The organism is Saccharopolyspora cebuensis (assembly GCF_039542665.1).
Classification (GTDB): domain Bacteria; phylum Actinomycetota; class Actinomycetes; order Mycobacteriales; family Pseudonocardiaceae; genus Saccharopolyspora; species Saccharopolyspora cebuensis.
This window is the reverse complement of the sequence record NZ_BAABII010000019.1, coordinates 102,887-128,390: the sequence shown is the minus strand read 5'-3', so window position 1 is coordinate 128,390 and position 25,504 is coordinate 102,887. Positions and strand designations below refer to the sequence as shown.

General features: G+C 70.7%; 24 protein-coding genes, 1 tRNA gene and 1 pseudogene. 7 read left to right on the top strand and 19 right to left on the bottom strand.

The window, feature by feature from the left end:
- Nucleotides 1-3 precede the first annotated feature (3 nt).
- The 6 genes from ABD976_RS25820 to ABD976_RS25795 all read right to left on the bottom strand — a co-directional run bounded on the left by ABD976_RS25820 (nt 4) and on the right by ABD976_RS25795 (nt 4,651).
- Complete coding sequence (locus ABD976_RS25820) at nt 4-561, bottom strand: F0F1 ATP synthase subunit B (RefSeq protein ID WP_369774691.1); 558 nt, start codon at nt 559-561, stop codon at nt 4-6.
- 30 nt (nt 562-591) lie between these two features.
- Complete coding sequence (locus tag ABD976_RS25815; RefSeq protein ID WP_345367655.1) at nt 592-846, bottom strand: ATP synthase subunit c family protein; 255 nt, start codon at nt 844-846, stop codon at nt 592-594.
- A gap of 58 nt (nt 847-904) precedes the next feature.
- On the bottom strand, nt 905-1,684 hold the full coding sequence (gene atpB / locus ABD976_RS25810) for a F0F1 ATP synthase subunit A (RefSeq protein WP_345367653.1): 780 nt from the start codon (nt 1,682-1,684) through the stop codon (nt 905-907).
- Between the two features lie 244 nt (nt 1,685-1,928).
- Nucleotides 1,929-2,408, bottom strand: coding sequence for a Cg1360 family ATP-synthase-associated protein (locus ABD976_RS25805; protein WP_345367651.1), 480 nt, complete (start codon nt 2,406-2,408; stop codon nt 1,929-1,931).
- A complete protein-coding gene (locus ABD976_RS25800) occupies nt 2,405-3,577 on the bottom strand; it encodes a glycosyltransferase family 4 protein (RefSeq protein WP_345367649.1) in 1,173 nt (390 codons plus the stop codon). The genes ABD976_RS25805 and ABD976_RS25800 overlap by 4 nt, the downstream gene beginning before the upstream one ends.
- A 423-nt stretch (nt 3,578-4,000) precedes the next feature.
- Nucleotides 4,001-4,651 carry an L-threonylcarbamoyladenylate synthase gene (locus ABD976_RS25795; protein WP_345367647.1) on the bottom strand — a complete coding sequence of 217 codons (651 nt, stop codon included), beginning with the start codon at nt 4,649-4,651 and terminating at the stop codon, nt 4,001-4,003.
- A 247-nt stretch (nt 4,652-4,898) separates the two neighbouring features.
- Between ABD976_RS25795 and ABD976_RS25790 the strand changes: the two genes are divergently transcribed.
- Entirely contained in the window at nt 4,899-5,768 is an 870-nt protein-coding gene (locus tag ABD976_RS25790; protein ID WP_345367645.1) for an alpha/beta fold hydrolase, read from the top strand.
- A gap of 81 nt (nt 5,769-5,849) precedes the next feature.
- On the opposite strand, the gene prmC is transcribed toward ABD976_RS25790, so the two are convergent.
- The 3 genes from prmC to rpmE form a co-directional block, all read right to left on the bottom strand.
- On the bottom strand, nt 5,850-6,725 hold the full coding sequence (gene prmC, locus ABD976_RS25785) for a peptide chain release factor N(5)-glutamine methyltransferase (protein ID WP_345367643.1): 876 nt from the start codon (nt 6,723-6,725) through the stop codon (nt 5,850-5,852).
- Nucleotides 6,726-6,748: 23 nt separating this feature from the next.
- Nucleotides 6,749-7,822, bottom strand: a complete 1,074-nt coding sequence (prfA, locus tag ABD976_RS25780) for a peptide chain release factor 1 (protein WP_345367641.1) — start codon at nt 7,820-7,822, stop codon at nt 6,749-6,751.
- A gap of 83 nt (nt 7,823-7,905) precedes the next feature.
- Nucleotides 7,906-8,127, bottom strand: a complete 222-nt coding sequence (gene rpmE / locus ABD976_RS25775) for a 50S ribosomal protein L31 (RefSeq protein ID WP_345367639.1) — start codon at nt 8,125-8,127, stop codon at nt 7,906-7,908.
- A gap of 246 nt (nt 8,128-8,373) precedes the next feature.
- Between rpmE and ABD976_RS25770 the strand changes: the two genes are divergently transcribed.
- Complete coding sequence (locus ABD976_RS25770) at nt 8,374-8,760, top strand: hypothetical protein (protein WP_345367637.1); 387 nt, start codon at nt 8,374-8,376, stop codon at nt 8,758-8,760.
- A gap of 179 nt (nt 8,761-8,939) precedes the next feature.
- Here the strand turns inward: ABD976_RS25770 and rho are convergent, their stop codons facing one another.
- The 6 genes from rho to argS form a co-directional block, all read right to left on the bottom strand.
- Nucleotides 8,940-10,808, bottom strand: coding sequence for a transcription termination factor Rho (rho, locus tag ABD976_RS25765; RefSeq protein WP_345367635.1), 1,869 nt, complete (start codon nt 10,806-10,808; stop codon nt 8,940-8,942).
- 836 nt (nt 10,809-11,644) lie between these two features.
- Nucleotides 11,645-12,568: a homoserine kinase gene (thrB, locus tag ABD976_RS25760; protein WP_345367633.1), complete on the bottom strand. Its 924-nt coding sequence runs from the start codon at nt 12,566-12,568 to the stop codon at nt 11,645-11,647.
- Nucleotides 12,565-13,656 (bottom strand): threonine synthase, encoded by a 1,092-nt coding sequence (gene thrC, locus ABD976_RS25755; RefSeq protein ID WP_345367632.1) that lies wholly within the window; start codon nt 13,654-13,656, stop codon nt 12,565-12,567. Before thrC ends, thrB begins: the two co-directional genes overlap by 4 nt.
- A complete protein-coding gene (locus ABD976_RS25750) occupies nt 13,653-14,957 on the bottom strand; it encodes a homoserine dehydrogenase (RefSeq protein WP_345367630.1) in 1,305 nt (434 codons plus the stop codon). Before ABD976_RS25750 ends, thrC begins: the two co-directional genes overlap by 4 nt.
- The gene (gene lysA, locus ABD976_RS25745) at nt 14,958-16,376 is read right to left on the bottom strand and encodes a diaminopimelate decarboxylase (protein WP_345367628.1); all 1,419 of its coding nucleotides are present in this window, start codon (nt 16,374-16,376) and stop codon (nt 14,958-14,960) included.
- A 48-nt stretch (nt 16,377-16,424) separates the two neighbouring features.
- The gene (gene argS, locus ABD976_RS25740) at nt 16,425-18,086 is read right to left on the bottom strand and encodes an arginine--tRNA ligase (protein ID WP_345367626.1); all 1,662 of its coding nucleotides are present in this window, start codon (nt 18,084-18,086) and stop codon (nt 16,425-16,427) included.
- A gap of 196 nt (nt 18,087-18,282) precedes the next feature.
- Between argS and ABD976_RS25735 the strand changes: the two genes are divergently transcribed.
- On the top strand, nt 18,283-19,062 hold the full coding sequence (locus ABD976_RS25735; RefSeq protein ID WP_345367624.1) for a thioredoxin-like domain-containing protein: 780 nt from the start codon (nt 18,283-18,285) through the stop codon (nt 19,060-19,062).
- A 3-nt stretch (nt 19,063-19,065) separates the two neighbouring features.
- Complete coding sequence (locus ABD976_RS25730; protein WP_345367622.1) at nt 19,066-19,749, top strand: DUF305 domain-containing protein; 684 nt, start codon at nt 19,066-19,068, stop codon at nt 19,747-19,749.
- Nucleotides 19,750-19,870: 121 nt separating this feature from the next.
- On the opposite strand, the gene ABD976_RS25725 is transcribed toward ABD976_RS25730, so the two are convergent.
- Nucleotides 19,871-20,788, bottom strand: coding sequence for a cation diffusion facilitator family transporter (locus ABD976_RS25725; protein WP_345367620.1), 918 nt, complete (start codon nt 20,786-20,788; stop codon nt 19,871-19,873).
- 225 nt (nt 20,789-21,013) lie between these two features.
- Between ABD976_RS25725 and ABD976_RS25720 the strand changes: the two genes are divergently transcribed.
- The 3 genes and pseudogenes from ABD976_RS25720 to ABD976_RS25710 all read left to right on the top strand — a co-directional run bounded on the left by ABD976_RS25720 (nt 21,014) and on the right by ABD976_RS25710 (nt 21,791).
- A tRNA-Arg gene (locus tag ABD976_RS25720) sits at nt 21,014-21,086 on the top strand.
- A 173-nt stretch (nt 21,087-21,259) separates the two neighbouring features.
- Nucleotides 21,260-21,466 (top strand): annotated as a pseudogene (locus tag ABD976_RS25715) (GNAT family N-acetyltransferase); the annotation flags it as partial.
- Between the two features lies 1 nt (nt 21,467).
- Nucleotides 21,468-21,791 carry a GNAT family N-acetyltransferase gene (locus ABD976_RS25710; RefSeq protein ID WP_345367824.1) on the top strand — a complete coding sequence of 108 codons (324 nt, stop codon included), beginning with the start codon at nt 21,468-21,470 and terminating at the stop codon, nt 21,789-21,791.
- A gap of 28 nt (nt 21,792-21,819) precedes the next feature.
- On the opposite strand, the gene ABD976_RS25705 is transcribed toward ABD976_RS25710, so the two are convergent.
- From ABD976_RS25705 to ABD976_RS25695, 3 genes are all read right to left on the bottom strand, one after another.
- On the bottom strand, nt 21,820-22,485 hold the full coding sequence (locus tag ABD976_RS25705) for a FadR/GntR family transcriptional regulator (protein ID WP_345367618.1): 666 nt from the start codon (nt 22,483-22,485) through the stop codon (nt 21,820-21,822).
- Between the two features lie 919 nt (nt 22,486-23,404).
- Complete coding sequence (locus ABD976_RS25700; protein WP_345367616.1) at nt 23,405-24,970, bottom strand: solute symporter family protein; 1,566 nt, start codon at nt 24,968-24,970, stop codon at nt 23,405-23,407.
- The gene (locus ABD976_RS25695; protein ID WP_345367614.1) at nt 24,967-25,374 is read right to left on the bottom strand and encodes a DUF485 domain-containing protein; all 408 of its coding nucleotides are present in this window, start codon (nt 25,372-25,374) and stop codon (nt 24,967-24,969) included. The genes ABD976_RS25700 and ABD976_RS25695 overlap by 4 nt, the downstream gene beginning before the upstream one ends.
- Between the last annotated feature and the right edge of the window lie 130 nt (nt 25,375-25,504).

Here is a 25,504-nt window from a genome sequence, read left to right as displayed (position 1 = left end):
TGATCAGGCTTGGGCCGATCCCGAAGCCGGGGCCGAAGCGGTCTCCAGCTCGTCGAGGAACCGGTCGACGGTCCCGCGCCGGCGGGCCTCGTCCTCCAGGGATTCCCCGACCACGCGACCGGCCAGCTCGACCGCGTGCCGACCGAGGTCGGCGCGCAGCTCCGCCACGATCTGGGCGCGCTGCGCCGCGAGCTGGGACTGGCCCTGGTTGACGATCCGCTCCGACTCCGCCTGGGCCTGGGTGCGCATCTCCTCGAGGATCTGCTGGCCTTCGGCGCGTGCGTCGTCGCGGATCCGGGCGGCTTCGGCACGGGCTTCGGCGAGCTGGGACTTGTACTGCTCCAGCGTCCGCTGCGCCTCGGCCTGGGCCGCCTCGGCCTTGGCGATGCCCCCCTCGATCCGCTCGCTGCGCTCGGCGTACACCTTCTCGAAGCGAGGGACGGCGTACTTCCAGAGCACGAACAGCAGCAGGAGGAAGGCGATCAGGCCGACAATGATCTCCGACGTCGCCGGCAGGATCGGGTTGTGCTCACCTGCCGCCGCCAGAATCTGCGTCTTCACCACAACGTCTCCCTAAGCGTGGAGTCTGACTCAGGCAGTGGAGGCGATGAAGTACAGGACCAGGCCGAGCAGCGCCAGCACCTCGACCAGCACGAAGGAGATGTAGGCGATGCCGCGGAGCTGACCCTCGGCCTCCGGCTGCCGGGCGGTGCCGTTGATGACGGCGGCCCAGATCATGCCGACACCGATGGCGGCACCGATGGCGCTCAGGCCGTACCCGATCGCGGCCAGACCCGGGTTGAGGTTCACGGCTTCGGCGGCCTGCGCAAGAACGATGTTGCTCACTTTCACTACCTTTCAACTCGGTCCGCAGAACTTGCGGATCGGAGGTCTTGGTCTTCTCTCAGTGGCCCTCGGACAGCGCCGCACCGATGAAGTTGGCGGTCAGCAGCGCGAAGATGTATGCCTGGAGCACCTGGATCAAGGCCTCGACGAAGGTCAAGGCAATGGCGAAGGCGAAGGCGACGATCGAGACGGGCTTGAACCCCGCGCTCGCCTCGAGGAGCAGGTATTCACCGCCGAGGATGAACACGAGCAGCATGAGGTGGCCGGCGAACATCGCTGCGAAGACTCGGATCGCCAGCGCCAGCGGCTGAGCGACGAACTTCTGCAGGAACTCGATGGGCGCCAGGATGACGTAGATGCCCTTCGGCACGCCCGGCGGGAACATGACGTGCTTGAAGTAGCCGAGGAACCCGTGCCGCCTGAATCCCGCTCCGTGGAACACCACGTAGACCACGAGCATCAGCGCGACCGGGAAACCGATCTTGGACATCGTGGGGAACTGGAGGAACGGCACGATGCCGAAGATGTTGTTCACCAGCACGAAGGTGAACAGGGCGAAGATCAGCGGGACGAACGGGCGGAAGTCCTTGGCGCCGATCTGGTCGCGGGCGATCGAGTCCCGGCTGAAGCCGTAGAGGAACTCCGCCGCGAACTGGTTCTTGGTGGGCACCACCTTGAGGTTGCGGGTGGAGACCACGAAGTACGCGGCGATCAGCACGGCCGAAATCGCGACCAGCACCATCGGCTTGGTGATTCCGCCTACGATCGGCGGGAGGACAAAACTATCGGCACCTGGCGGTACGAACTGCCCGCCCTCGGCCATCACCAGCGTGCCCAACTGGGCTCCTTCCGGTTCTCCCGACCGAGGTCGCTCGATCGGGGGAATCGTCACGATTTGCACTTAACGTACCTGATACCTGATCGGGTTGCGGAGGGGCCTCTCCGGGGATCTGGTCACGGACACGGGGAGCCTCGCAAGTCCGCCCACGCGGTGAGGTGGTCGTCCTCCCGGGACAAGGTACCAGCGGGTAATCCGCCGTCCCGCACGGGTTCCGGGGCGCGGAGCACGGAGGACACCGAGGTCAGGAGTCGGGGATGACGGTCGGGGTCCGGGTCCGGCGGAACGCGATCAACTGGGCCGCCGCCCAGACGAGCACCATCACGCCGAACGTGACGGCCAGCGTCCCGGAGTGCACCGCATCCACCCCGCTCAGCACCGACATGGTGAGCAACAGCACGAACATCTTGACGAGGAACCCGCCGAGCACCGCGCCCATCGCCATCGACGGGGCCATCGGCGCGGTCACCCGCATCAGACCCATCGTGAACAGCGATGCCCCGGTGGTCACCACCCCCGCGGTCACCGCCGCGGCGATCCCCGGCACTCCGGCCACGGCGAAGCCGATCGCGGCGGCGATCAGGACGGTGCCGCCGACCGGCAGCGCGGCCGTGCGCAGCATCGCGTCCGACAGCGTGCGGACCGTCTGCGCGTGCGGGTTCACCCGCGGCGCGTCGGCGTCCTCCGACGGCTCGCGGGCAGGCCTGTCCGTGTCGTCGCTCATCTGCTCTCTCGATCGGCTCGGGTCCGCATCCGGGGAATCACCGAGATGATAGCGGCCACGACGACACCCAGTCCGACGACCCACGCGACCAGCACCGCGTTGAACAGCGTCAACGACACCGCGCCGAAGGCGATCACCGCTGCCCACAGGTAGATCAGCAGCACCGCGCGGCGCTGCGAGTGGCCGATCTCCAGCAGCCGGTGGTGCAGGTGCATCTTGTCCGCGTGGAACGGGCTCTTGCCCGCGCGGGTGCGGCGCACCACCGCCATGATCAGGTCCAGCAGCGGCACGAACAGCACCGCGGCCACCACCAGCAGCGGGGACAGCAGGGCGATCGTGTCGGTCGGGTTCTGCGCCAGGTAGTCCATCTTCCCCGACGCGGTCGTGCTCGCGGTGGCCAGCATCAAGCCGATCAGCATCGAACCCGAATCGCCCATGAAGATCTTCGCGGGCTGGAAGTTGTGCGGCAGGAAGCCCAGGCACGCACCCGCGATGGTCGCCGCGATCAGCGCCGGCGGGTAGGCGTTGACGTCACCGTCCTGCCGGTCCAGCAGGCCCAGGCAGAACACGCAGGTGGCGCTCGCCGCGACCAAGCCGATCCCGGACGCCAACCCGTCCAGCCCGTCCACGAAGTTCATCGCGTTGACCATCGCCACGATGAGCAGCACGGTCAGCAGCTGGCCCTGGTTCGTGCCCAGCGCGAGGTACTGGCCGAGCTGGTCCTCGGTCCCGCCCCACGGCACCCACAGCATGAACCACTGCACGCCGAACAGCACCAGGATGCCCGCCGCCGTCACCTGCCCCGCGAGCTTGGTCAGCGAATCCAGCTCGAACCGGTCGTCCAAGGCGCCGACCAGCACGATCAGCGCACCGGCGAGCACCACCGCCACCGCGTCCCGCGAGTAGTCGAACCCGCGCGACAACGCGGGCAGGTTGCTCGCCAGGAACATGGCCGCCAGCACCCCGCCATACATCGCCACGCCGCCCATCCGGGGGATCGGCTTGACGTGCACATCGCGCTGCCGCGGGTACGCCACCGCGCCCAACCGGATCGCCACCAACCGGACCAACCCGGTCAGCAGGAACGTGACCGCCGCGGCGGTGAGCAGGACCAGCAGGTACTCCCGCGCGGGGAGACCGACGGAGACCCAACCAGGGAAATTGTCCATGCCGGTGGCTCACCCTCGTCGTTCTGCGGCGAGCGGCAGATCGCTGTCCGGCCCCCAGAACGGAATGTTCACACTCGGCGCTCCTCACCGCTGTCCACTCGGCGCATCCGGGGAGTAACGCTATCGGCCCGCCGATGGGCGGTCGCCACCGGTCCGCCGTCCTCGCCGACGCTCCCGGTGAGCGGGCTGCGAGCAGGGGAACCTTCCTGTCACCCCACAGCTGGTCCCCCGGTTGGTTCGCCGTGCACGCCCCGGGGTGGGTGGCAGCAGGGGAACCTTCCTGTCACAGGTGGCAACAGGGGAACTTTCCTGTCACCGCCCGCGCCCGATCCCGACGAACCGTCCCGTGCTGGGTTGGGTGGCAGGAGGGGAACCTTCCTGTCACCGGTGGGAGGAAGGTTCCCCTGCTGTCACGCACCCGGCTCAGGATGCGGGCTCGACCTCCACGCCGAGCACTTCGGACAGCTCGGCGAGCGGCACGGCACCCTCGCGCAGCACGCGCGGCTGCCCCTGGGTGAGATCGACGATCGTGGACGCGACCGGTTCCCCGGAGGGTCCCGCGTCGAGGTAGATCGAGACCGAATCACCGAGCTGCTCCTCGGCCTCGCCCGCGGTGGCGGCCGCGGGCAGACCGCTGCGGTTGGCGCTGGAGACGGCCATCGGCCCGACCTCCCGCAGCAGCTCCAGCGCGACCGGGTGCAGCGGCATCCGCAGGTTCACCGTTCCGCGGGTGTTGCCGAGGTCCCAGGACAGCGACGGCGCCTGCGGCAGCACGATGGACAGCCCACCCGGCCAGAACGCCTCGATCAGCGCCCGCGCCGACCGCGGCACGGACATCACCAGGCCTTCCAGCGTGGACCAGGAGCCGACCAGTACCGGCACCGGCATGTCCCGTCCACGGCCCTTGGCCGCCAGCAGTGCGGCCACGGCGTTGGAGTCGAAGGCGTCCGCACCGATGCCGTAGACCGTGTCGGTGGGCAGCACCACGAGCCCACCCGCGCGGACCGTGTTCGCCGCGGCGGACAGGCCGGACGCGCGGCTTTCGGGACGACTGCAGTCGTAGACAGTGCTCACGCCTCGATACTGGCACGCGCGGATACACCTCGTTCGGGTGGTGCGGGTAGCGGCCGCCGAGGAGTTCGCCCGATGCGGGGCCCGGCTCGGGCACGATTCGAAGCGCGTTGTTCACTTCCGGGACAGGTTGCGCACGTCACCATCGCCGACCGCAACGCCCGGGCCGCCTCGGACGTCTGCCCCCCGGGTACCCGTGACGTGCCGCACCGCGCACATCGACCACTCGAGAGAGCACGAGGAGACGACGATGACCGCCCCACCCGAGGGTGTCGAGGTCGACCACATCGACTTCCCCGCCGGGAAGATCCGGTATTACCGCGCGGGACTATCCGGGCCCGCGATCGTCCTCCTCCACGGCGGCGGCCCGGACAACGCGCTGCTGAGCTGGCGCCACGCCATTCCGGTGCTCGCGGTCGACCACCAGGTGTACGCACCTGACCTCCCCGGGCAGGGCGGCAGCATCCCGTGGCACGGGCGCGCGAACCAGCGCACCTTCGAAGAGGTCCTGCGCTGGCTGCTGGACGCGTGGCAGGTCCCGGACGCGGCGCTGGTCGGGCTGTCGATGGGTGCGAGCGTCGCCACCGGTTTCACCCTGCGCAACCCGCAGCGGGTGCGCGGGCTCGTCCTGGTCGACCCGATGGGTGTGCAGCACCGGCTCAACCGGCACCTGCTCGCCTACCTCGCGCTGCGCTCGCGTTTCGCCGGGCCGCTGGCGGCCAAGCTGCTGGGGATGAGTCAAGGACTCGTGCGACGGGTCTTGAAGTCGGTGATGTTCAGCGACCCGTCGCAGGTCAGAGACCTGGCACAGATCATCGACGAGGTGCGGACCGAAGCCCGCGACCGCGGGTCGATCTTCGCGGACTGGCATCACGACACCATCGGCAGCCGTTCGATGCGGATCAACCACCTGCCCCTGCTCGACCAGGTGCGGTGCCCGACGATGGTCATCCAGGGCGATTCGGACGCGCTGGTGCCCGCCGCCGCGGGGCAGGACACCGCCGGCGCCATCCCGGACGCGTCGCTGCGGGTCATCGGTGGCGCCGGGCATTGGCCCAACCGGGAGCGGCCGAACGAGTTCAACGCGGCGCTGCGCGAGTTCGTCAACGCCCGGTCCTGAACGTGGCAGCAGGGGAACCTTCCTCGCACCGGTGACAGGAAGGTTCCCCTGCTGCCACCCATGACAGGAAGGTTCCCCTGCTCACATCGGCGGAGCCGCTCGGCGGGCCGTGGCGAAGCGGGGGCGCCCGGCGAGGTCGGGATGCTCCTGCACGTCGGTGAGCACCCGGCGGGCCGTGAGCAGCGCGGGCACCGAGCCGCCGTGGGTGTCGTCGTGCTCGATCGCGACGCCGCCCCCGGGGCGCAGCAGCCGGGCGGCGCAGGTCACGACGTGCCGCACCACGTCGAGCCCGTCGCGGCCGCCGAAGACGGCGGCGTGCGGGTCGTGATGACGCACCTCCGGCGGCACCGGAGACCCCTCCGGGACGTACGGCGGGTTGCAGAGCACGAGGTCGACGCGGCCCTCGAGGTCGGCGAGCAGCGCCGGGTCGGCGACATCACCGGCGTGCAGGGTGACGGCGGTGTCCCCGGCTTCCGAACAGCGCTGGGCGTTGCGCCGTGCCCACGCCAGCGCCGCCGGGTCCTTCTCGACGACGTGCACGGTGGCGTCCGGTCTGCTGTGCGCGGCCGCCAGGCCGAGCGCCCCCGAACCGGTGCACAGGTCGACGACGGTGGGCCGCGCCACGCTGTCGAGCAGACCGAGCCCCCAGGCGAGCAGCAGTTCGGTCTCCGGCCGCGGGATGAAGACCCCGGGGCCCACTTCGAGGGAGACCCCGGCCAGCGCCGCCTGGCCGGTGAGGTGCTGCAGCGGCACCCGGGCGGCGCGGCGATGCACCAGGTCCCGCAGCGCGTCGACCATCGGCGGGTCCACCAGCGGCACCATCATGAGCTTGGTGCGTTCGACGCCGAGCAGGTGCGCCGCGAGCAGCTCCGCGTCGGTGCGCGGGCTGTCCACCCCGGCGGCAGCGAGCGCGCGTTCCGCCTCGAGGATGGCCAGGCGCAGTGGTTGACGGGTCACGTGCGCAAGCTTAGAGCGGGGGCTCAGGCGGTAGCCGACAGCCGCTGGGCGCGGTCGGCGGCGACGAGGGCGCCCAGCACCGCGTCGAGGTCGCCGTCGAGGACGTGGTCGAGGTTGTAGGCCTTGTAGTTGACGCGGTGGTCGGAGATCCGGTTCTCCGGGAAGTTGTAGGTGCGCACCCGCTCGGAGCGGTCGACGGTGCGGACCTGGCTGCGGCGGGTCTCCGCGGCCTCCCGTTCGGCCTCCTCCTCGGCGAGGGCCTGCAACCGCGCGGTGAGCACCTGGATGGCCCGCTGCTTGTTCTGGAGCTGCGACTTCTCGTTCTGGCAGGACACCACGATGCCGGTCGGCAGGTGGGTGATGCGCACCGCCGAGTCGGTGGTGTTCACGCTCTGCCCGCCGGGACCCGACGACCGGTAGACGTCGATCCGGAGGTCCTTCTCGTCGACTTCCACCTCGACGTCCTCCGGCTCGGGGTAGACCAGGACACCCGCCGCGGACGTGTGCACCCGGCCCTGCGATTCGGTGACCGGCACCCGCTGCACCCGGTGCACCCCGCCCTCGTACTTCATCTTCGACCAGACGCCGTCCGGGGTCGTCTCCCCCGACTTGCCCTTGATCGCCACCGTGGCGTCCTTGTAGCCGCCGAGGTCGGATTCGGTGGCGTCGAGGACGTCCGCGCGCCATCCCTGCCGCTCGGCGAACCTCAGGTACATCCGGAGGAGGTCGCCGGCGAACAACGCGGACTCCTCCCCGCCTTCCCCGGACTTGACCTCCAGGAGCACGTCGGAACCGTCGTGCGGGTCGCGCGGCAGGAGCAGTTCGGTGAGCTTGGTCTCCAGTTCCGGGATCGCCGCGGCGAGGCGGTCGGCCTCCTCCGCGAACGCCGAGTCCTCAGCGGCCAGTTCCCGGGCGGTGGTGAGGTCCGAACGGCTCACGTCGAGTTCGCGGGCGGTCCGCACGATCGGCGCCAGCTCCGCGTAGCGGCGGCCGAGCTTGCGAGCCGTGCCCTGGTCGGCGTGCACGGCCGGGTCGGCGAGACGCTGCTCCAGCTCCGCGTACTCGGTGAGCAAGGTTTCGAGCTTCGATGTCTCCACTGACGACCCTTCTGTGCGGACGGCGGCTGAACGCAACGACGGCGCCCGCCCCACCTCGGGTGGGACGAGCGCCGTCGAGCTGGCTACTTGGCCGACTTCTGCCGCTTGCCGTAGCGCGCCTCGAAGCGGGCGACGCGGCCGCCGGTGTCCAGGATCTTCTGCTTGCCCGTGTAGAACGGGTGGCAGTTGGAGCAGACCTCGACGGTGATCTGGCCCGACTTGCGGGTGCTGCGGGTGGTGAAGCTGTTCCCGCAACCGCAGTTCACCTGGGTCTCCACGTACTGCGGGTGGATCTCGCTCTTCAAGGGTTGTCCTCTCCTCGTGGCCGCCGGGTCCTCACGGCCCTCACCGCGAGGTGAACCGGAGCCGGAACCAACCTGTGATTCTGCCAGACGACGGCTGTTGACCTGCAACGCAGGGTGGAGCCGCGGTATTCCGGTACCCCCTGAACGCAGCAGCCGCCGAGCCGCTCGGCGCAGAATACCCGCCTTCCACCGCTGCGGACCGCTTCCCGGATGCGCCCCCGGAACAGGATCGAGCATCCTCGGCGCGTGCTGCTGTGCTCGGTCATGGGGCGGCTCACGATCCGGTCGTGGGCGCTGCTGCCCGTGCTCTTCCTCACCAGCGCCGCCGGCATCGCCGCGGCGCTGGACGTGCTGCTGGGGCACCCCGTGATCGGGCACGAGACCGTGCTGTCCGCCCCGCTGCTGTTCGGCGCCGCCGCCGGGCTGATGCTGCTCGCCGACGGCCACGTCGACTGGCGAGGACGGTGGCAGCGCTACGCGCTGCGCTTCACCTACCCGCTGGCGCTGGTCGTCTGCGCGGTGGCGGTGGACGGGCTCCACCTTCCCTCCGCCGCGGCGCTCGGCTTCGGCGCGGTCGCCCTGGTGCTGCTGTGCCGCCTGCTCGCCAGCACCGGGAACGCTCCCTGCCGGTGATGGCAGCAGGGGAACTTTCCTCCCACCGATGACAGCAGGGGAACCTTCCTCCCACCCATGACAGCAGGGGAACCTTCCTGTCACCCATGGGAGGAAAGTTCCCCTGCTGTCACCCGCCCCCAAAGCGGAGGGGCCCGCACCGAGAGCGGTGCGGGCCCCTGCGTCCGGGCGGGTGGACGTCAGTCGTCGTCCTTGCCCGGGGTGTTCTTGGCGACCTGCATCAGGAACTCGATGTTGGTGCGCGCCTTGCGCAACTGGTCCTGCAGGAGTTCCAGCGCCTGCTGCGCGTCGAGCGCGGCGAGCACCCGGCGCAGCTTGTGGGTCACCGCCAGCTCGTCGGGCGAGAGCAGGATCTCGTCCTTGCGGGTGCTGGAGGAGTCGACGTCGACCGCCGGGAACAGCCGCTTGTCGGCGAGCTTGCGGTCGAGCTTGAGCTCGGCGTTGCCGGTGCCCTTGAACTCCTCGAAGATGACCGTGTCCATGGTGGAACCGGTCTCCACCAGCGCCGTGGCGAAGATGGTCAGCGAGCCGCCGTTCTCGATGTTGCGGGCGGCACCGAGGAACCGCTTCGGCGGGTACAGCGCGGTCGAGTCCACACCACCGGACAGGATGCGCCCGGACGCCGGGGCCGCGAGGTTGTAGGCGCGGCCCAGCCGGGTGATCGAGTCCAGCAGCACGACCACGTCGTGCCCCATCTCCACGAGCCGCTTGGCCCGTTCGATGGACAGCTCGGCGACGGTCGTGTGGTCCGACGGCGGCCGGTCGAAGGTCGAGGCGATGACCTCGCCCTTCACCGAGCGCTGCATGTCGGTGACCTCTTCCGGACGCTCGTCGGCGAGGACGACCATCAGGTGGCACTCGGGGTTGTTGGTGCTGATGGCGTTGGCGATCGCCTGCAGCACCATGGTCTTGCCCGCCTTGGGCGGCGAGACGATCAGCGCGCGCTGCCCCTTGCCGACGGGCATCACCAGGTCGATGATCCGGCCGGTCAGGTTGCTCGGCTCGGTCTCCAGGCGCAGCCGCTCGTTCGGGTAGAGCGGGGTCAGCTTGTGGAACTCGGAACGGCCCTTGGCGGCGTCCGGCTCCAGGCCGTTGATGGAGTCCACCCGCACCAGCGGGTTGAACTTCTGCCGCTGCTGCTCGCCTTCGCGGGGCTGCCGGATGACGCCCTTGATCGCGTCGCCGCGGCGCAGCCCGTACTTGCGGACCAGGGACAGCGAGACGTAGACGTCGTTCGGCCCGGCGAGGTAGCCGGAGGTGCGCACGAAGGCGTAGTTCTCCAGCACGTCGAGGATGCCGGCCACCGGCAGCAGCACGTCGTCCTCGCGGACCTCGGGCTCGGCGCCGCCTTCCCCGCGGCCGCGGTTGCGACGGCGGTCGCGGAACCGCCGTCCGCGGCGGCGCCCGCCGTCGTCGTCGGCGTCGTCGTCCCGGTTGCCGCCGCCGCGCTGCTGGTTGTCCCGCTGCTGGTTGCCGTCCTGACGGCCACCGGACTGGCGGTCACCGCGGTCGGAGCGCTGGCCCTGGTTGTCGTCCGAGCCGGAGTCGGCCTGCCCGGACGGGCGACCGGAGGACCGGCGCCGGCGGTTGCCGCCGCCCCCGCCGCCGTTGCGGCGGTTCTCGTCGTCCCCGGCGGTGCCGTCGGCGGGCTGCTGCTGCCTGCGGGAGCGGTTCCGGCTCGGCGCGCTGCTGCCGTTGCTGCCGGACTCGTTCTCGCGCGGCGCGTTGTCGCTGTCGGACGAGTCGTCGAGCGCGGGCTGGTGCGCCTTGGCCTTCTCCGCCGGGGCGTCCCCGCCGGACTTCTTCGGCGAACGCGAACGCGGCGCGCTCCCGGCGCCCTGCTTCTCCTTGATGGCGGCGATCAGGTCGCCCTTGCGCAGGCCCCCTGTCTCGATCCCCAGTTCCCCCGCGAGTTGGCGCAGCTCGGCAAGAACCATGCCGGAGAGCCCACCGCGGCGACGCGGGGTGCCGTTGGCCTCGGATTCCTGCTGGCCAGCCGGAGAGCTGCCGTTGGCGGCCTCGCTGCTCAACAGTTCGGTGTTGCTCACGAATGTCCTTCCTGACCGGAGCCGCGCCTCCTACGCGCCCCAGCGGATTGCCCGCCCGCTCTTGGAGTGCGGGCGGCCGGTGTGTGCTACCAGCTCTGTGCCGGTCGGTTCTCACCCGCGCACACGGCACGACCGACATCGGCGATGGCTCCGGGAACCAGCAGCTCGAGCAGTGGGAGGTACTCGGCTCGCGTGATCCTTCCGATGCCATGTCGTGGTACCAGTCCGGTACGTCGGAACGCTCGAATGGTGAGCCACGTGCGACGCATCCACTCCGATCCACACCCGCCGATGCACGCCCTGCTGCCGCCTCGTTTCAGGATCTGTCGATTCGATCGAGTTCGGGGAACGACCCGGTTGCCGCAGCTGCCCTGCGGGCAGATCCGCGGGATCCGACCGGGACGGCTCCCGACCATGCGGTGTCGTGGTCACCACGGGGGCCACAGCGTGGAATCTAAGGCCCCCGCCCCTACTTCGGCAACGATGAACCCCGTCGATGGGCGTGAAGCGAACTCGATTGAGTTGACAACCCCTGCCTCGGTCACCGCGATCGGAACCCCGCCAACTTGATCTTCACCCGTGGTCGGGTGAAGCCCTTTCACAGCGAGAAGATGCGCTCCGGAAACGATGTTCCGGATGGAGCACCGGCGCCCTGCGCGCGGTGACTGATTGACCTTGAGGGTAGACGCCCTGTGAGCCAGGTGCAACAACCCCCCGGGAGCGCGGCGCGCTTCCGCTGGTCGTGCCGTCGGAGCCGCACCTCACGGCCCCGACACCTCCTTTGTACCACTCCGGGGTGGCCGGTCCTCCCGCCGGGGCCTCCCGGCGGGAGGTGCTCAGGCCACCACGCGCACGCCGGCGTCGTCCACCGGCAGCGGCAGCACCCGGAAACCCGCCACCGGGACCTCCCCGGGCAGCGCGCCGCCGGAGGTCAGCGCCAGCGCGGTCGGGCCCGCGCCGGAGACCGCGGCGGGCACCCCGGCCGCGCGCAACCGCTGGACCAGCGCGTACGTGTCCGGCCAGGCCGACTCCCGGTACGCCTGGTGCAGCCGGTCCTCGGTAGCGGCCAGCAGCCGCGACGGGTCGCGGGTCAGGGCGTGCACCGCCAGCGCGGTGCGGCCCGCGGCGAACGCGGCGTCGGCGTGCGGCACCTGCTCGGGCAGAAGGCCGCGGGTGGTGTGGGTGGCCGATTCCGAGTCCGGGACCAGCGCGACCGGGTGCACGTCCGGATGCACGGGCATCCGCACCGCGTCGAACCGGCCGTCCTGCTGCCAGGCCACCACGGCACCGCCGTACAGGCTGGCCGCCGCGTTGTCGGCGTGGCCCTCCCACGCCGCAGCGCCCTGCAGCACCCGGGCGGCGGTCGGCTGCGCCGTCGGGTCCAGCCCGGCCAGCGCGTACCCGGCGGCGAATCCCGCGACCAGCGCGGCGGCCGAGGACCCGAGCCCCCGCGAGTGCGGAACGGCGTTGCGGCAGAACAGGCTCAGCGCCGGGGCCGGGTGGCCGAGGTCGGCCAGCGCCCGGTGCACCGCGCGCACCACCAGGTGCCGCTCGTCGGTGGCCACCCGTCCGGCGCCCTGCCCCTCGACGGTCACCCGGGCGGAGCCGGGCGGCCCGTCGACGATCTCGGCCTCGACGGTGTCGTGCAGCGACAGCGCCACGGCCAGGGCGTCGAACCCGGAGCCGAGGTTGGCGCTGGACGCGGGCACCTCGACCCGCACCGAGCCGACCGGCAACCGCGCGTCGGCCGAGGCCCTCACCGCAGCTCCAGCGCGGTGGCCACCGCCTCCGGGTCCACCGGCAGCGGCTCCACCTCGACCATGCCCGACAGCGCCGTGTCCGGGTCCTTCAGGCCGTGCCCGGTCACCGTGCAGACCACGACCGAACCGGGGGGCAGGGTGCCGTCGGCGGCGCTGGCCAGCAGGCCGGCGACGCTGGAGGCCGAGGCGGGCTCGACGAACACGCCTTCGCGGGACGCCAGCGTGCGGTAGGCGTGCAGGATGTCGTCGTCGGTGACCGCGGCGAACAGCCCGCCGGAGGCGTCCTTGGCCTTCGACGCGCCGTCCCAGGAGGCGGGGCTGCCGACCCGGATGGCGGTGGCCAGGGTCTCCGGCTCGGTGACCGGCCGACCGTGCACCAGCGGCGCCGCGCCGGCGGCCTGGAAGCCGAACATCCGCGGGGTGCCGCTGATGATCCCGTCCTCGGCGTACTCGGAGTAGCCCTTCCAGTAGGCCGTGATGTTGCCCGCGTTGCCCACCGGCAGGCAGTGCACGTCGGGGGCGCGGCCGAGGGTGTCGACGATCTCGAAGGCCGCGGTCTTCTGGCCCTCCAGGCGCACCGGGTTCACCGAGTTGACCAGGGTCACCGGGTGCTCGGCGGAGGTCTTGCGGGCCAGTTCGAGGCAGTCGTCGAAGTTGCCCTGCACCTGCAGGATCTTCGCGCCGTGCACGACCGCCTGGGCGAGCTTGCCCAGCGCGATCTTGCCCTGCGGCACCAGCACCGCGGAGGTCAGCCCGGCGCGCGCGGCGTAGGCGGCGGCCGAGGCGGAGGTGTTGCCGGTGGAGGCGCAGATGACGGCCTTGCTGCCGGCCGCCAGCGCGTGCGTGATGGCCACCGTCATGCCGCGGTCCTTGAACGAACCGGTGGGGTTGGCGCCCTCGACCTTGAGGTGCACCTCGCAGCCGGTCAGCTCGGAGAGGTGGTGGGCGGGGACCAGCGGGGTGCCGCCCTCCCGCAGCGTCACCACCCGGGCGCCGTCGGGCACCGCGACGCGGCCCCGGTACGCCTCGATCAGGCCCGGCCAGCCGGCCCCGGAGCGCACCTGGGCATCCTGGATGTTCGACGTCACGACGGTTCACCTTCCACGCGCATCACGCTGACCACGTCGCGCACCACCGGCAGTCGCGCGACGCTTTCCACTGTGGACCTCAATGCCTCGTCGGCGGCGGTGTGGGTGACCACCACCAGGCTCGCGTCCGCCCCGCGCCCCTGCTGCCGCACCACCGAGATGCTCACCTCGTGGTCGGTGAACGTCGAGGCGACCTGCGAGAGCACCCCGGGTTTGTCCGCCACGTCGAGGCTCACGTGGTAGCGGGTGGGGGTCTTGCCCATCGGCTGCACGGGCAGCTTCGCGTGCGCCGACTCGCGCGGCCCGCGCCCGCCGACGACCCGGTTGCGGGCCACCGCGACGAGGTCGCCGAGCACCGCGCTGGCCGTCGGCGCGCCACCGGCGCCGCGCCCGTAGAACATCAGCTCGCCGGCCGCCTCGGCTTCGACGAACACCGCGTTGTAGGCGTCGCCGACCCGGGCCAGCGGGTGCGTGCTGGGGATCATCGCCGGGTGCACCCGGGCCGAGACCGACTCGCCGCCGTCCTCGTCGACCACCCGCTCGCAGATCGACAGCAGCTTCACGGTGCGGTCGAGCTGCCGGGCCGCGGCCAGGTCGCCGGGGGTGACCCCGGAGATGCCCTCGCGGTGCACGTCGCTGGCGGTGACCCGGGTGTGGAAGGCCAGCGAGGCCAGGATCGCGGCCTTGGAGGCGGCGTCGAAGCCGTCCACGTCCGCGGTCGGGTCGGCCTCGGCGTAACCCAGGCGACCGGCCTCGTCCAGCGTCTCGGCGTACCCGGCGCCGGTGGCGTCCATCTCCGAGAGGATGTAGTTCGTGGTGCCGTTGACGATGCCCATGACCCGGTGGATCCGGTCCCCGGCCAGCGACTCCCGCAGCGGGCGCAGCAGCGGGATGGCCCCGGCCACCGCGGCCTCGAAGTAGATGTCGACACCGGCTTCGTCGGCCGCCGCGTACAGCTCCGAACCGTGCTCGGCCAGCAGCGCCTTGTTCGCGGTGACCACCGACTTGCCCGAGCGCAGCGCCCGCAGCAGCAGCGACCGGGCCGGTTCGATGCCGCCGATGAGCTCCACCACCACGTCGACGTCGCCGTCGACCAGCGCGGAGGCGTCGGCGGTGAGCAGGCCCGGCGGCACCTCCGGGTGCTTGTCGGGCCGGCGCACCGCGACCCCGGTCACCTGCATCGGCGCACCGGTCCGGGCCGCGAACTCCTCGGGCTGGTCCTGCAGCAGGCGCAGCACCTCGGTGCCGACGGTGCCGCAGCCCAGCAGCGCGACCCTGATGGGTTCACGGTTGACGTTCACTCACACCTCCAGCCGGAGCAGGTCGTCCTGGGTCTCCCTGCGCAGCAGCAGCCGCGCGCGGCCCTCGCGGACCGCGACCACCGGCGGCTTGGGCAACCGGTTGTAGTTGCTGGCCATCGAGTAGCAGTACGCACCGGTCGCCGCGACGGCGAGCAGGTCCCCCGGAGCAATGTCCTCCGGCAACCAGCAGTCGCGCACCACTACGTCACCGGACTCACAGTGCTTGCCCACGATGCGGGACAGCGCCGGGCCCGCCTCGGCGCTCCGGGAGACCAGCCGGGAGTCGTAGCCGGCCCCGTACAGCGAGGTGCGGATGTTGTCGCTCATGCCGCCGTCGACGCTGACGTAGCGGCGCACCGCTCCCCCGTCGAGGTCGACGTCCTTGGTGGTGCCCACCTCGTAGACGGTGATCATGCCCGGCCCGACGATGGCCCGGCCCGGCTCGACGGCGATCTGCGGCGGCTCGAACCCGGCGTCGGCGCACTCCTTGCCGACGATCTCGCGCAGCCGGGACGCCAGCTCCGCGGGCGGCAGCGGGTCGTCGGCGGCGGTGTAGGCGATCCCGAGCCCGCCCCCGAGGTCCACGGTGGTCACCGACGCCACCGCGTCGGCCCCGTGCTCGGCGCGCAGGTCGGCCAGCAGCCGCACCACCCGGTGCGCGGCCAGCTCGAAGCCGTCCACGTCGAAGATCTGCGACCCGATGTGGCTGTGCAGCCCGACCAGCTCCAGCGACTCCGACTTGATCGCCCAGTGCGCGGCCTCGGCGGCCTGCCCCGACGCCAGCGAGAAGCCGAACTTCTGGTCCTCGTGCGCGGTGGCGATGAACTCGTGGGTGTGCGCTTCGACACCGACCGTGACGCGGACCAGCACCCGCTGGCGCACCCCGCGCTCGGCGGCCAGGTGCTCCAGCCGGGCGATCTCGTGGAACGAGTCGAGCACCACCGACCCGACCCCGGCGTCCACCGCCGCGGCCAGCTCCTCGGTCGACTTGTTGTTGCCGTGGAAGGTGATCCGCTCGGCGGGGAAGTCGGCGCGCAAGGCGATCGCGAGCTCGCCGCCGCTGCACACGTCCAGGCTCAGGCCCTCCTCGCCGACCCAGCGGGCCAGTTCGGTGCACAGGAACGCCTTCGCCGCGTAGTGCACCGAGGCGGGGTCGCCGAACGCCGTGGCGTAGTCCCGGCAGCGGGACCGGAAGTCGTCCTCGTCGAACAGGAACAGCGGGGTGCCGTACTCCTCGGCCAGCTCGCGGACGTCGGCCCCGGCGAAGCGGACGGCGCCGTCCTCGCTCCGGGCGCAGCCGCGCGGCCACACCAGGGGGTGCAGCTCGTCGAGGTCCTGCGTGGTGGCCGGAACGGGGCCAGCGGTGTTGCCGGGCGGCACGACATCGGCGTGCCGGGGCCCGGCGGGATGGGCGCGCATGGCGGACGCTCCTTCGGACGGCCTGCGGGCAGGCCGGTTGATAGCTCGTTACATCTGTTCCGGTGCGCTGACGCCGAGCAGTCCGAGCCCGTTGGCCAGGACCTGCCGGGCCGCCTCGCAGAGGTGGAGGCGGGCGGTGGTCAGCGCGGTCGCCTGGTCGTCGCCGGGCTGCAGCACCCGGCACGCGTCGTAGAACTTGTGGTACGCGCTGGCGACGTCCTCCAGGTAGCGGGCGATGCGGTGTGGTTCCCGCAGCTCCGCGGCGGACCGCACGACCCGGGGGTACTCGCCCAGGGTACGGATCAGGTCGCCCTCGCGGTCGTGGGTGAGCAGCGCGAGGTCGGCCTCGGCCACCGGCCCCCGGTCGATGCCCAGCGAGGCCGCGTTGCGCTGCAACGACGACAGCCGGGCGTGCGCGTACTGCACGTAGAACACCGGGTTGTCGTTGCTGCGCTTGCTGATCAGGTCCAGGTCGACGTCCAGCGCGGAGTCCACCGACGAGCGGATCAGCGAGTAGCGGGCGGCGTCCACCCCGACGGCCTCGACGAGGTCCTCCATCGTCACCACGGTGCCGGCCCGCTTGCTCATCCGGACGGGTTTGCCGTCCTTGACCAGGTTCACGAGCTGGCCGATCAGCACCTCCACCACCGACGGGTCGTCGCCGAAGGCCGCGGCGGCGGCCTTGAGCCGGGCGATGTAGCCGTGGTGGTCGGCCCCGAGCATGTAGACGCACAGGTCGAAGCCGCGGTGCCGCTTGTCCCGCAGGTAGGCCACGTCCCCGGCGATGTAGGCGGGCGCGCCGTCGCTCTTGATCAGCACCCGGTCCTTGTCGTCGCCGAACTCGGTGGAGCGCAGCCACCAGGCCCCGTCGGCGAAGTAGACGTGCCCGGAGGTCTTGAGCTGCTCCACGGACTCGGTGACCGCGCCGGAGGTGTGCAGCGAGTCCTCGTGGAAGTAGACGTCGAAGTCGGTGCCGAAGTCGTGCATGCTCCGCTTGATCTCGTCGAACATCAGCCCGACGCCGATCCGGCGGAACGCCTCGTGCCGCTCGCCCTCGGGCAGCTCCAGGGCGCCCGGTTCCGCGTCGAGCACGGCGGCGGCGATGTCGGCCACGTAGGACCCGCCGTAGCCGTCCTCCGGCGCGGGCTCGCCCCGCGCGGCGGCCAGCAACGAGCGCACGAACCGGTCGATCTGCGCGCCCGCGTCGTTGAAGTAGTACTCCCGGGTCACCTCGGCGCCCTGCGCGGCGAGCACCCGGCCGAGGGCGTCGCCGACGGCCGCCCAGCGGGTGCCGCCGAGGTGCATCGGGCCGGTCGGGTTCGCCGAGACGAACTCCAGGTTGACCTTCAGGCCCCGGTAGAGGTCGGCCTGCCCGTAGGCGTCGGCGCCGCCGAGCACGTCGCGCACGATCTGGCCCTGCGCGTCGGCGGCCAGCCGCAGGTTGAGGAAGCCCGGACCGGCGACGTCCACCTCGGCGATCGACGCGTTGTCGGTCAGCGCCTCGGCCAGCCAGCCCGCCAGCTCGCGCGGCGGCACCCCCGCCTTCTTCGCGACCTGCATCGCCACGTTCGTCGCGTAGTCGCCGTGCTCGGGATTGCGGGGTCGCTCCACGGTCACCGCCTCCGGCAGCACGGAGGTGTCCAGCCCTCGGGCGGCCAGGACGTCGACGGCGGTGGTGCGGACGAGTTCAGCGAGCGCGGCAGGAGTCACCTCTCGGAGTTTAAGGATGCGTCCGCGCTGTTCAGCGGCCGGGTTGCGGTGCGGCGGAGCCGGTCCAACACGCCGGGTGAACGGCTGATCGCGTTTCGGCGGACCGTGGTGTACACAGGCGGGAACCGGGGGTGGCGCCGGTCTCTAGACTGGTGATCAGCTCCCGACACGGCTGGCGAGACGAGGTCCGACGAGCATGGCAAAGAAGAGCAGTAACCGCGGCCCGGTGGTCGCACAGCGCTCCTTCCCCTGGGTGCTGGTCTCGGGGATCACCGTGGTGGTCGTGTTCGCGGCCGTGATCTTCGGGTTCGTGTTCACCCGGTGGCAGGACAACGCGGACGTCCGCCAGGCCCAGGCGGAGGCCGAGAAGGCCAGCGCGCCGTTCAAGCCGAGCCCGGAGAACCCGGACCCGTCCAAGGACATCCCCGGCGTCACCATCGTCGACTACCAGGGCCAGATCCACGTGCGCCCCGACCAGCGCGTCGCCTACGACCAGTCGCCGCCGTTCGGCGGACCGCACGACGGCATCTGGGCCGACTGCACCGGTGTCGTCTACCCGGAGCCGGTGCGCACCGAGAACATGGTCCACTCGCTGGAGCACGGCGCCGTGTGGATCACCTACGACCCGGCGCGGGTCGGCCCCGACGCCTTGGCCAAGCTCGAAGCCCGGGTCGACGGCAAGCCCTACACCATGATGTCGCCCTTCCCCGGGATGGACAGCCCCATCTCCGTGCAGTCCTGGGGGCACCAGCTCAAGGTCGACAACGCCGACGACGAGCGGATCGACCAGTTCATCACCGCGCTGCGGCTCAACGGGCACGGCGTCTACCCCGAGATCGGCGGCTCCTGCCAGGCCTACCCGGGCGCGTTCAACACCAACGACCCGCCCGCCTTCAACCCCGCCCCGCCGGGTCCCGGCGCGGTGCCGATGAACGCCACCAGCGGCACCGCCCCCGCCGGCGACATGGGGCAGTGAGCCGTGGCCGCTGAGCAACCGCCCCGGCGACCGCTGTCCGCGCGGATCTTCGTCGCGGTCGCCGCGGCGGTGGCCCTGCTGCTGCTCGGCGCCACCCTCGGGCTCCTGATCAAGGTCCCCGAGGCGGACCGCGCCGAGCCCCGGCCGACCGCGGTCGACATCGGCTTCGCCCAGGACATGACCGTCCACCACCAGCAGGCGGTCACCATGGCCACGCTGGCCCGCGAGTTCGGCCACGACGTCGCCGTCCGGCAGCTCGCGTTCGACATCGAGACCAACCAGCGCGACCAGATCGGCCGGATGCAGGGGTGGCTGAGCCTGTGGCACCAGCCCGCCCAAGCCGTCGGCCCACCGATGACCTGGATGAGCGGCAGCGACGGCCACCAGCACCACCGGGGCCAGGCCCCCTCGACGCCGAGCGGCGGCCTGATGCCCGGCATGGCCAGCAGCGAGGAGCTCTCCCGGCTGCAAGGGCTGCGCGGCCCCGAGTTCGACGTCTACTTCCTCCAGCTCATGCTGCGCCACCACGAGGGCGGCGCCCCGATGGCCCGCCACGGCGCGCAGCACGCCGCGCTGCCCGCCGTGCGCAACCTGGCGACCAACATGCTCGGCTCGCAGGCCACCGAGAGCGACCTCATGCGCCGCATGCTCGGCGACCGCGACGCCACACCCCTCGCCACGGGCTGACCCGCCCCTACCCACCCGAAAGGGCCGGTGCTCCACCCGAGCGCCGGCCCTTTCGCCTGCTTGCGGCGGGTGGCAGCAGGGGAACCTTCCTGTCACAGGTGGGAGGAAGGTTCCCCTGCTGTCACCACGTCAGCTCCTGGCAACGGCGAGCGCACTCGGCCGGTTCGACCTGCAAGGTGGCGTGTTCGATCTCGTACCGCTCCGAAAGCAACCGTTGCGCTGCCGTCAGCACGCCGCCGTGGTCTGCGCCGGTCCGGATGGTCAGGTGCGCGGAAGCCACCTCCATGCCGGACGTGAGGGTCCACACGTGCACGTCATGCACCTCAGCGACCGAAGGCAGTGCCGCGAGCTCCGCGCGGAGCTCCGTCACGTCGATGCCTTCGGGGGCCTGCTGGACCAGGATCCGCAGCGCCTGCCGCGCCAGCCGCCAGGTCCGGGGCAGCACGAACAGCCCGACCGCCACACCGATGATCGGGTCGGCCAGGTACCAGCCGAATGCCCAGGTCACGAAGCCGCCGATCAGCACCCCGACGGACCCGATGGTGTCGGCTAGCACCTCCAGGTAGGCCCCGCGCACGTTGAGGCTCTCCTTGGAGCCGCTGCGCAGCAGCGCGAACACCACGAGGTTGGCGAGCAAGCCGACCGCAGCCGTCAACATGATCGGCAGGCCAGCCACCTCCGGAGGTTCCCGGAAGCGACCGATCGCCTCGTAGAGGATGTAGCCGGCGACGCCGAACAGCAGCACGGCGTTGGCCAGCGCGGCCAGCACTTCCATCCGGTACAGGCCGAAGGTCCGCTTGTCCCCGACGGAACTGCGGGCGGCGGTGATGGCCGCCAACGCCATGCCGACCCCGAGCACATCGGTCAGCATGTGACCGGCGTCGGAGAGCAGCGCCAACGAAGAGGTCATGAAGCCGACCACGGCTTCGAGCACGAAGAAGACGAGCAGTATTCCGAACGACCATGCCAGTCGTGTGACGTACCGCCCCGACGCGCTGGCCGCATCAGCAGCCGAGCCGTGCCCGTGTCCGTGCCCCATGATCACTTCCTCTCGTCGACACCCCAAGATATATAGTCAAGTGCGCATGAGTGCAACCTGGGTGACGCGAGCAGGGGAACCTTCCTCTCATCCGTGACAGGAAGGTTCCCCTGCTGCCACCTCAGGAACGAAAACCGCCGATGAGCAGCACGCGAACAACAGGGCCCACCCCCGGCACAACTGGCCGCAGGCGTGCGCTAAGCTAGTCAACGTCGAAAACGACGGGCCCTCGTAGCTCAGCGGATAGAGCACTGCCCTCCGGAGGCAGGTGTCGCAGGTTCGAGTCCTGCCGAGGGCGCCCAGCGAAGACATGTGAACGCCCCTGATCAGGCATGATGCCAGCAGGGGCGTTCTCGTTTTCTGGCGCCGACCGACACTCGCCTACGCAGCGTGTCCGACACCACAGGAACGTGCATCCCGGCTTCTCGAATCGGTGATCCGCACGAAACGCGGGCTTCGTAACCTCCAGGCGTGCCCGAGACCGTGATCGCGCTGGACGACCCTCGCGCGGCCGACGTGCGCGCGCTGCTGGAACACCACTGGGAGTTCACCCGCACGCACAGTCCACCCGAGGACGTCCACGCACTGGACCTCCACGGCCTGCTGGATCCCGCGGTCACGTTCTGGAGCTACCGCACCGGCGGCCAACTCCTCGCCGTCGGTGCGTTGAAGGAGCTCGATGACCACCACGCGGAGATCAAGTCGATGCACACCGCGCGAGCAGCACGCGGGCAGGGGGGTCGGACGGGCCATGGTCACCCACCTACTCGGAATCGCTCGCGAACGCGGGCTGGCCAGGGTCAGCTTGGAAACGGGATCCATGTCCGCTTTCGCGCCGGCACGGACCTTGTACACCAGCGCGGGGTTCACCGCATGCCCTCCGTTCGCCGACTACGCGCCGAGCCCGAACAGCACCTTCATGACGTTGGCACTGACCGCCACCCCGGCGAACCGCACAGCCGCGGAACGCTCACCAACGGTGCGCGCGAACGGAGTGGAGTGACAGCAGGGGAACCTTCCTCCCACCGGGTTCACGGCCGCCCAACGGCGTAGAAGTCGATGATGTGATGACGCACGAGCTCCACACCGCGCTGCGTGTCACCAGTGCGGACGGCGTGCAGGATCGCCCGGTGCTCCTCCTGCACCGACCTGGCCGTCCGGCGCCAGTCCGGCAGCTTCTCGTACGCCTCGATCATGTTGCGCTGAATGGCCATGCGCAACGAGCTCATCAAGTACGACGCCAGCGCATTGCCGGTCGCTTCGGTGAGGCGGACGTGGAACTCGGTGTCGAGGCGGTTGAAGCCGCGCGCGGTCAGCTCCGGCGCATCCATCTCGCCGAGCAAGGCTTCGAGCTCGCGGAAGTCCTGCTCCCCCGCGTGGGCAGAGGCTTCCACGATCGCCCACTCTTCGAGCATCGAACGGGTGCGCAGGACATCGCCGTCGCCGAAATGCCCGAGCGCGAGCTGCATCCGCAGCAGGTTCGCGAATCCGGACCCCGGGGTTCCGACGAAGACGGTGCCGCCATCCGATCCCCGCCCGACGCGCACCTCGACGATCCCGAGCGCTTCGAGCACGCGCAGTGCTTCGCGCAACGACGGTCGGCTCACCCCCAGGAGCTGCGAGAGTTCGCGCTCACTGGGCAACCGATCGCCGGGCGCCAGCAGGCCGTCCAGCATGCGTTGCTCGATCTGTGCCATCACCTGCTCGTAGGCGCGGATCTTCCGGACCGGCTCCCACGGGCTCTGACTCGCCGAACCCACATCACTCCTCGGATCGGACGGTTGGGAACGCCAGCCTACGGTCGCGGCGAACCCCACAGGACCGCATCGCGCGGAAGCCCACCGGTCGCGGCGGTAGGCCATCGGCCGGTGACCGGTTAAGGACCGGTTATCCCCACCGTCGGCTACCCATAACACCTCCGCCGACGATCGGCGTACCCGCCATGACCTGCGACGATCGCGGCAGGAAGGCCGTCGGTCCTGAACACGGAGCAGTGGACTTCAAGACCACTCCGTTGACATGATCAACACAGTCCCGCTCGGCGGAATGGTCCACGCACCTCTCGCCGACTCGCCCGCCATCGAGGAGACCCGACGTGAACCGGCGTCGACGCGCTGCTGCCGCAGGCCTCCTGTCGCTCGCCTGCTCGCTTTCACCGCAAGTGGCCCACGCAACCGGGGAACCACGGGCGGAGGTCCACCTGTGCCGATCGGGACCCCACGAACTTGTCGGTTCCCGCTCGACGACCGACTCCGACGGCCGGCCACAGCCGCCGAGCGGATCCGGAGGTGACCAGAAAGGACACCCCAGCCCCCGTGCGGCCGCGCACCGGATGATCCCGGCCGGGCCTCCCTGCGGTGACATCACCGTGCTCCCGCCAGGCCCGGCAACGCTGGTGCTCCAGCAACCGGTGGAGGAGCCCGTCACCACCCATGGCCTGCCCCCGGCTCCCCGCACCAGCGAGATACGCGCCTTGCTCACCGGACTCTGGTCGTTGTTCGAGTGACAGCAGGGGAACCTTTCTGTCGCTGGTGACAGCAGGGGAGCCTTCCTGTCGCCGGTGGCAGCAGGGGAACCTTCCTGTCACGCATGGGAGGAAAGTTCCCCTGCTGCCACTCACGAAGCGCCGATGCCGGTGAGGGCGCGCACCTCCATCTCAGCACTGCGCCGCCTGCTGACGCCCTCGCCGACGAACGTGCCGACGTAGCCGCACAGCAGCGAGACCGGGATCGACACGATGCCGGGATTGCTCAACGGGAACCAGGCGAAGTCCACGTCGGGCAGGACCGCGTCGGGCGCGCCGGACACCACCGGCGAGAACGCGACGAGCACCAGGCAGGACGCCAATCCGCCGTAGATGCCCCACAGCGTGCCGGTGGTGTTGAACCGCCGCCAGAACAGGCTGAACAGCAGCGTGGAGAAGTTCGCCGAGGCGGCGAAGGCGAACGCCAGGCCGACGAGGAAGGCGATGTTCTGCCCGTTGACGAGGATGCCGCCGAGGATGGAGCCCGCGCCGATGACCAGCGCCGTCCACCGGGCGACGCGGACTTCGGCGTCTTGTTCGGCGTTGCCCCGCTTGATCACGTTGGCGTAGACGTCGTGGGCAAAGGAGGCCGAGGCGGTCAGCGTCAGCCCCGCGACCACGGCGAGGATCGTCGCGAACGCCACCGCGGCGACGATTCCGAGCAGCACGGTCCCGCCGATCCGGTAGGCCAGCAGCGGCGCGGCGGAGTTCTCCCCGCCCGGCGCACCGAGAACGGCTTCGCTGCCGACCAGCGCACCGGCGCCGTAGCCGATCACCAGCGTGCACAGGTAGAACAGCGCCATCCCGCTGGTCGCCCAGACCACCGAGCGCCGCGCCTGCCGGGCGTTGGGCACGGTGTAGAAGCGCATCAGCACGTGCGGCAACCCCGCGACGCCGAGCACCAGGGCCAGCGACAGGGAGAGGAAGTCGATCCGGCTCAGCGGGGTCTGCCCGTACTGCGCGCCGGGTTCGAGGATCCGCTCGCCGAGCGGGTTGTTCGCGGCCGCCTGCTGGAACAGCGAGCTGATGTTGAACCCGAACTTGCCGAGCAGGAACAGGGTGATCAGCACGACGCACAGCAGCAGCAGGCTGGTCTTGATGATCTGCACCCAGGTGGTGCCCTTCATCCCGCCGATGAGCACGTAGGCGACCATCACCACGCCCACCACGACGATCACGACCGCCTGGCCCTGAGCGCTGTGCACGTTGAGCAGCAAGGCGACGAGCCCGCCCGCGCCGGCCATCTGCGCGACCATGTAGACGACCGAGATGATCATCGTGGACACCGCCGCGGCGGCCCGCACCGGGCGCTGGCGCATCCGGAAGCTGAGCACGTCGCCCATCGTGAAGCGGCCGGTGTTGCGCAGCGGCTCGGCGATGAGCAGCAGGTTGACCAGCCAGGCCACCAGGAAGCCGATGGAGTACAGGAAGCCGTCGTAGCCGTGCACCGCGATCGCCCCGGCGATGCCGAGGAACGAGGCGGCGGACAGGAAGTCGCCGGAGAGCGCGATGCCGTTCTGCGCACCGGTGAACCGACCACCGGCGGCGAAGTAGTCGCTGGCGGTGCCTCGGCTGCTGACCCGGTAGACGATGTACAGCGTGATCAGCACGAAGAGGCCGAAGATCCCGGCGTTGAGCACCGGATTGGCGTCGATCACCGCGGTTCCTCCCCGGTGGCCTCGAGGTGGATCTCGCGCACCCGCGGGTCGATCACGCGGGTCGCGAAGCGCACGTAGAGCGCGGTGATCAGCAGCGTGCTGAGGAACTGGGCGAGGCCGAGGAGCAGGCCGACGTTGATGACGCCGACCACGCGAACGGCCATGAGCTCCGGCAGGTACGCCGCCAGCACGACGAAGCCGATGTACCAGAGCAGGAACAGCGAGGTCATCGGGAAGATGAACCGACGCTGCCGCCTGCGCAGGTCCTGGAACTCGGGGCTCGCGGCGATCGCGGCGAAGTCGGGCGGGGCACCGGGGTCCCGGGCCGGCGCCCGGCCGATCTCGCCGAACGTCGCCGGTGGGTCGGCGGGCTGGCGGGGCGAGGTGCGGGTGGGCTGGGGCATGCGTCCTTTCCTCTGTCCTTTCGCGACGGCATTTCCGAGCACCGACCGTCCCCCGGACGCACGACCGCCGACTCGACGTACATCCGGGCGGAGGAACCGAACCGCGACCAGGGCGGAATTCTAGCCAGCA

Excerpts from the sequence above, each read along its gene's own strand:
- ABD976_RS25805 (WP_345367651.1), bottom strand. The coding sequence starts at position 2,408 with ATGAGCGACGACACGGACAGGCCTGCCCGCGAGCCGTCGGAGGACGCC.
- ABD976_RS25800 (WP_345367649.1), bottom strand. The coding sequence starts at position 3,577 with ATGGACAATTTCCCTGGTTGGGTCTCCGTCGGTCTCCCCGCGCGGGAG.
- ABD976_RS25790 (WP_345367645.1), top strand. The coding sequence starts at position 4,899 with ATGACCGCCCCACCCGAGGGTGTCGAGGTCGACCACATCGACTTCCCC.
- lysA (WP_345367628.1), bottom strand. The coding sequence starts at position 16,376 with ATGCGCGCCCATCCCGCCGGGCCCCGGCACGCCGATGTCGTGCCGCCC.
- ABD976_RS25735 (WP_345367624.1), top strand. The coding sequence starts at position 18,283 with ATGGCAAAGAAGAGCAGTAACCGCGGCCCGGTGGTCGCACAGCGCTCC.
- ABD976_RS25725 (WP_345367620.1), bottom strand. The coding sequence starts at position 20,788 with ATGGGGCACGGACACGGGCACGGCTCGGCTGCTGATGCGGCCAGCGCG.
- ABD976_RS25710 (WP_345367824.1), top strand. The coding sequence starts at position 21,468 with ATGACCACCACGCGGAGATCAAGTCGATGCACACCGCGCGAGCAGCAC.
- ABD976_RS25705 (WP_345367618.1), bottom strand. The coding sequence starts at position 22,485 with ATGGCACAGATCGAGCAACGCATGCTGGACGGCCTGCTGGCGCCCGGC.
- ABD976_RS25695 (WP_345367614.1), bottom strand. The coding sequence starts at position 25,374 with ATGCCCCAGCCCACCCGCACCTCGCCCCGCCAGCCCGCCGACCCACCG.